The sequence below is a fragment of the Streptomyces sp. LS1784 genome (assembly GCF_020103755.1).
Lineage (GTDB): Bacteria > Actinomycetota > Actinomycetes > Streptomycetales > Streptomycetaceae > Kitasatospora.
The window spans coordinates 1-5,250 of the sequence record NZ_JAHSQD010000560.1; the positions used below are offsets into that span (position 1 = coordinate 1).

The following is a 5,250-nucleotide window of genomic DNA, read 5'->3' on the forward strand; positions in this document are numbered from 1 at the left end:
CGGCGTCGGCCGCGAGCCGGAAGGCCGGGCCGGCGTTGGCGGTGCGGCGGCCGCGGTTGCGGTTGCGGCGGCTGCGCCGGGATGCCCGCCCGCACACGGCCGGCGATCTCCGAGTAGCAGCCGGGAGCGGTCCTCGAAGCCGCCATCGTGCCGGCCCGTGCGGTGGTTGTCGTAGCGGGGAGAGAAGCGCGTGACCAGGTGGCCGGCGCCCGGAGCTGGATCCGGACCGGCTGGCGGCGGGCGCTGAGGGTGCAGGCCGCAGTGTCGCCGCAGGCGGCGACCATCCTCGACGGATGGATTGCCCGCCAGATCTATGCGTCCTAGCATGGCAACGGGGGCATAAGTTTGGAAATCAAACCGCATCTGGAAAGATCTGCGATGAGACCTGCTTCGCGACCTCCGATCATTGACAGCGGTGGGATGACCGACACCCGGGAGAGCCGCCGTACCGCCGAGCTGTACGCCACCGACCAACAGGTTCGAGACGCCGCGCCGCTCCACGCCGTTGCCACGGCGATCCGGCAGCCGGGGCGGTCACTCGCCGCGATCGCGGCCGGGGTGATGGACGCCTACGCGGACCGGCCCGCGCTGGGTGAGCGGGCTCGGGAACCGTCCACCGACCCGGCGACCAGCCGCACGTCACTGCATCTGCTGCCGAGGTTCGACACGATCAGCTACGGCGAACTGTGGGCCCGGGTCGGCGCGGTTGCGTCCGAGTGGTACCACGACGAGCGGCATCCGTTGCGCCCGGGTGAGTTCGTCGGCGTTCTCGGCTTCACCAGCTGCGACTACGCGACGATCGACCTGGCGTGCGTCCGGCTCGGCGCGGTCAGCGTGCCGCTGCAGTCCAGCGCTTCGGTCGCCAGCCTCGCGCCGATCATCGCGGAGACCGGGCAGCGCCTGCTCGCCACCAGCGTCGAGCTGCTGGACACCGCTGTTGACCTCGTCGTGGACAGCCCGTCCGTGCGGCGGCTGGTCGTGTTCGACTACCACCCCGATGCCGATGAGGAGCGCGAGAAGTTCGAGGCCGCACGCGAGCGTCTCGCGGAGTCGGGCAGCCCGGTCGTGCTGGACCGGCTCGCGGCCGTGGTCGAGCGCGGACGGAGCCTGCCGGTCGCACCCGTGCCCGAGCCCGACCCGGACCGGCTGAGCCTGCTCGTCTACACCTCCGGTAGCACCGGCACGCCCAAGGGCGCCATGTACACCGATCGGCTGGTCGGCCGGATGTGGCAGGGGTGGCTCCCCGTCGACGACAAGCCGAGCATCGCCGTCAACTACCTGCCGCTGAGCCACATCGCCGGCCGGGTGGCGCTGCTCGACACGATGGCCCGCGGCGGCACGAGCTACTTCGTGGCGCGCAGCGACCTGTCCACCCTGTTCGAGGACATCGGCCTGATCCGCCCCACCGAGCTGCTGCTGGTGCCTCGTGTCTGCGACATGCTGTTCCAGCGCTACGCGAGCGGGCTGGACGGCGGGGCGAACGACGCGGAGGTCAAGGCACGGCTGCGTGAGGAGTTCCTCGGCGGCCGGCTGCTGTGGGCGGCGTTCGGAAGCGCGCCGCTGTCCGCCGAGATGGCGGCATTCGTCGAGTCGGTCATCGGCCTTCCGCTGCACGACGCCTACGGCTCGACCGAGGCGGGCGGAGTCATGCTGGACCACAAGGTGCGCCGGCCACCTGTGCTGGACTACAGGCTGGTGGACGTTCCCGAGCTGGGCTACTTCCGCACCGATACGCCGTACCCGCGCGGCGAGCTGCTGATCAGGTCGGAGACGGTCACTCCGGGCTATTACAAGCGGCCCGAGGTCACCGCCGAGTTCTTCGACGAGGACGGCTACTACCGCACCGGTGACATCATGGCCGAGATCGGACCGGACGAGCTGGTCTACGTCGACCGCAGCAAGAACGTGCTGAAGCTGGCGCAGGGCGAGTTCGTCGCGGTGTCCCGGGTGGAGGCCGCCTTCGCCACCAGCCCGCTGGTGCGGCAGATCTTCGTGTACGGCAACAGCGAGCGGGCCTACCTCCTCGCGGTGATCGTGCCCACCGAGGAAGCGCTGCGCGACGGCGGCGACCTCACGGCACGACTGCACGGGTCGCTCCAGCGGATCGCCACGGACGCCGGCCTGAACTCCTACGAGATCCCGCGCGACTTCCTCATCGAGACCGAGCCGTTCAGCACCGGGAACGGCCTGCTCTCCGAGGCGCACAAGCCGCTGCGACGCCGACTGACGGACCACTACGGCCAGCAGCTGGAGCAGCTGTACACCGAGCTGGCCAACCGGGAGACCGCCGAGCTGAGCGCGCTGCGTCACGCCGGCACGAAACAGCCGGTGCTCGACACGGTGCTGCAGGCCGCCCAGGCGGTGCTGGGCCGCGCAAGGGGCCCGGCGGATCCCCACGCGCACTTCAGCGACCTGGGCGGCGACTCACTGTCGGCGTTGACGTTCTCCGATCTGCTCGGGGAGATCTTCGACAGCGAGGTCCCGGTCGGTGCCGTCATCAGCCCCACCAACGACCTGGAGGCACTGGCCAAGCGCATCGAGACCGCCCTGAGGTCCGAGGGGAAGCGTCCCGCCTTCGCCACCGTGCACGGCGCCGGCGGCTCGCAGGTTCGGGCAGCGGACCTGACCCTCGACAAGTTCATCGACGCCCGGACCCTCGCCGCGGCCGTGACGCTGCCCGTCCCGAGCGGACCCGTGCGGACCGTGCTGCTGACCGGCGCCAACGGCTACCTCGGCCGGTTCCTGGCCCTGGAGTGGCTGGAGCGGCTGGCGCCCACGGGCGGCACGCTGGTCTGCGTCGTGCGGGGCAGCAGTGCCGAGGCCGCGCGCCGACGGCTCGAAGAGGCCTTCGACAGCGGCGACCCCGAGCTGGTCCACCGCTTCCGGCAGCTGGCCGCCGGCCACCTTGAGGTGCTGGCCGGCGACATCGGCGAACCCGACCTGGGCCTGGACGGGCCGACCTGGCAACGGCTGGCCGATACCGTCGACCGGATCGTCCACGCGGCCGCACTGGTCAACCACGTCCTGCCCTACGAGCAGCTGCTCGGCCCCAACGTGGTCGGCACCGCCGAGCTGATCCGGATGGCGATCACCGCCCGGATCAAGCCGGTCACCTACCTGTCGACGGTCGCGGTGATCACCTCCCAGGTGTCCTCGGCCGACGAGGACTCCGACATCAGGGCGACCAGCCCGGTGCGGCGGCTGGACGACGGCTACGCCAACGGGTACGCGACCAGCAAGTGGGCGAGCGAGGTGCTGCTGCGGGAAGCGCACGACCTTTGCGGCCTGCCGGTTGCCGCCTTCCGTGCGGACATGATCCTCGCGCACAGCAGGTACTCCGGACAGCTGAACGTGCCCGACATGTTCACCCGCCTGCTGTTCAGCCTGATCGCCACCGGAATCGCTCCCGGTTCGTTCTACCGCACCGGCGCCGCGGGCAACCGGCAGGCCGCGCACTACTCCGGGCTGCCCGTCGACTTCACCGCCGAAGCCGTCACCGCCCTCGGGGCGCAGGCCACCCGGGGCTACCAGACGTTCAACGTGCTCAATCCACACGCCGACGGCATCTCGCTGGACGTCTTCGTGGACTGGCTGAACGACGCCGGCTACCCGATCACGCGGATCGACGACTACGACCTGTGGTTCACCCGGTTCCGGACCGCCCTCCGGGCCATGCCGGACCAGCAGAAGCAGCACTCGCTGCTGCCCCTGCTGCACGCGTTCGCCCGGCCCGGCCAGGCCGTGGACGGCGCGGGCGCCCCGACCGACCGCTTCCGCGCCGCGGTGCAGGCGGCCGGGGTGGGGCCGGACAAGGACATTCCGCACCTGTCGGCCGGGCTGATCCGCAAGTACGTCAGCGACCTGCGCCGGCTGGGTCTGATCTCTGGACCCGGCAGTCCGGGCCCCGAGGAGAAACACCGCTCGCAGCAACTCTGACCGGCTTCCTGCCGATCGCACCGGACGGGCCCGCCTCAGCGCCTCGGTGACCAGGCGACCCGGTGACCGGGCACCCGAAAACGCACCCGGCGCCCCGGCCCGCTCAACCGGCCGGAGCGGGTTCAGCGAACCGGAGGTCCCGAGGCGGCCTGAGGGACTCGCCGCACCTCATCGCCCGGCGGAGGGCCGAGGCCCTGCCGGCGGACGCTCCGAGCCCGTCACCGGGCCGGTGAGATCCCACTGCGGCGCACTGGAGATCCGTTCGACGTCTTCTTCGCGTACGGGCTCGCCGCACGTCGCGCAGACGACCCGGTGGCGGATCGCATGGCCGTGATGTGCGACGGTGAGCGGGGGTTCCTCGACGGCCCACCTGTCTCCCCAGGCGCGCAGCGCCGACAGAACCGGCACCAGTTCCCGGCCCGCCTCGGTGAGATGGTAGTCGGATCGGGGAGGGCTCTTGCGGTACTCGCGCTGCTCCAGGACCCCTGCCGCCACCAGGCTCTTCAGGCGCGCGGCGAGCCGGTCCCGGGGGGCTCCGGTGTTGCGGGCGATCTCGCTGAACCTGTGGTTGCCGAACGTCACCTCGCGCACGGCCAAGAGCGCCCAGCGGTCTCCTACGACCGACAGCGCCGCGGCGATCGAGCAGGGCCGGCCGTTCTGGCTTTCCATACGTCAAGGTTTGCATATCAAACTGACGCCGTCCAGGGTTGCGACCGGGCGCGTCAACCCGCGACCGGCCCGTCGGCCCGCCGCCACAGGGTCGTGTCGGGCCGGGCATCGGAATCGCCTACCGCGCACCCCGGGGCTCGCATCCGCTCACCGGACGCCCGGTACCGGACCTCCGCCTGGCCGGGGAACCGGCCCGGCTGTACGAGGTGCTGCGGGAGGGCCGGTTCGTGCTGGTGGGCCGCGATGTCGCCACGTGGGTCATCAGTCGCCATGGGGTCGGTATGGCCGGCGTCGGCGTGCCTGGGTCCGGTGGGTGAGGCACTACGAGGTAGGACCCAGCTGTCGGGCAACGGGGCGTGGGGGATCAGTCCGGGCAGGGCCAGGGCTCGAAGATCCCTGCCGTCGGCTGCTTCGAGTTCGGCTGCGGCTCCTGCCGGGACAACGCTCCAGCCCGCCTACAACCTGACCGTCAGCACCGTCCACACGTACTACGTCATCGCGGTGGCGGACGCCGGTGATGCGGACGGTCCGGCCGTCGGGGGTGCGCAGGGTGTCGCCCGCGGCGAGGGAGACGGCGTCGCGGGCGACACAGCAGTCCACGGGACGGCCCGCCGCCCGAAGGGGCGGCGGGCCGTCGAGTCTGTT

The 5,250-nt window shown here is 71.4% G+C and carries 2 protein-coding genes; one reads left to right on the plus strand and one right to left on the minus strand.

Annotation, left to right across the window (positions count from 1 at the left end):
- Positions 1–420 precede the first annotated feature (420 nt).
- Positions 421–3,936 carry a carboxylic acid reductase gene (gene car, locus KS423_RS37635; protein WP_224284238.1) on the plus strand — a complete coding sequence of 1,172 codons (3,516 nt, stop codon included), beginning with the start codon at positions 421–423 and terminating at the stop codon, positions 3,934–3,936.
- Between the two features lie 168 nt (positions 3,937–4,104).
- Here the strand turns inward: car and KS423_RS37640 are convergent, their stop codons facing one another.
- A complete protein-coding gene (locus KS423_RS37640; RefSeq protein ID WP_224284239.1) occupies positions 4,105–4,605 on the minus strand; it encodes a helix-turn-helix domain-containing protein in 501 nt (166 codons plus the stop codon).
- Positions 4,606–5,250 lie beyond the last annotated feature (645 nt).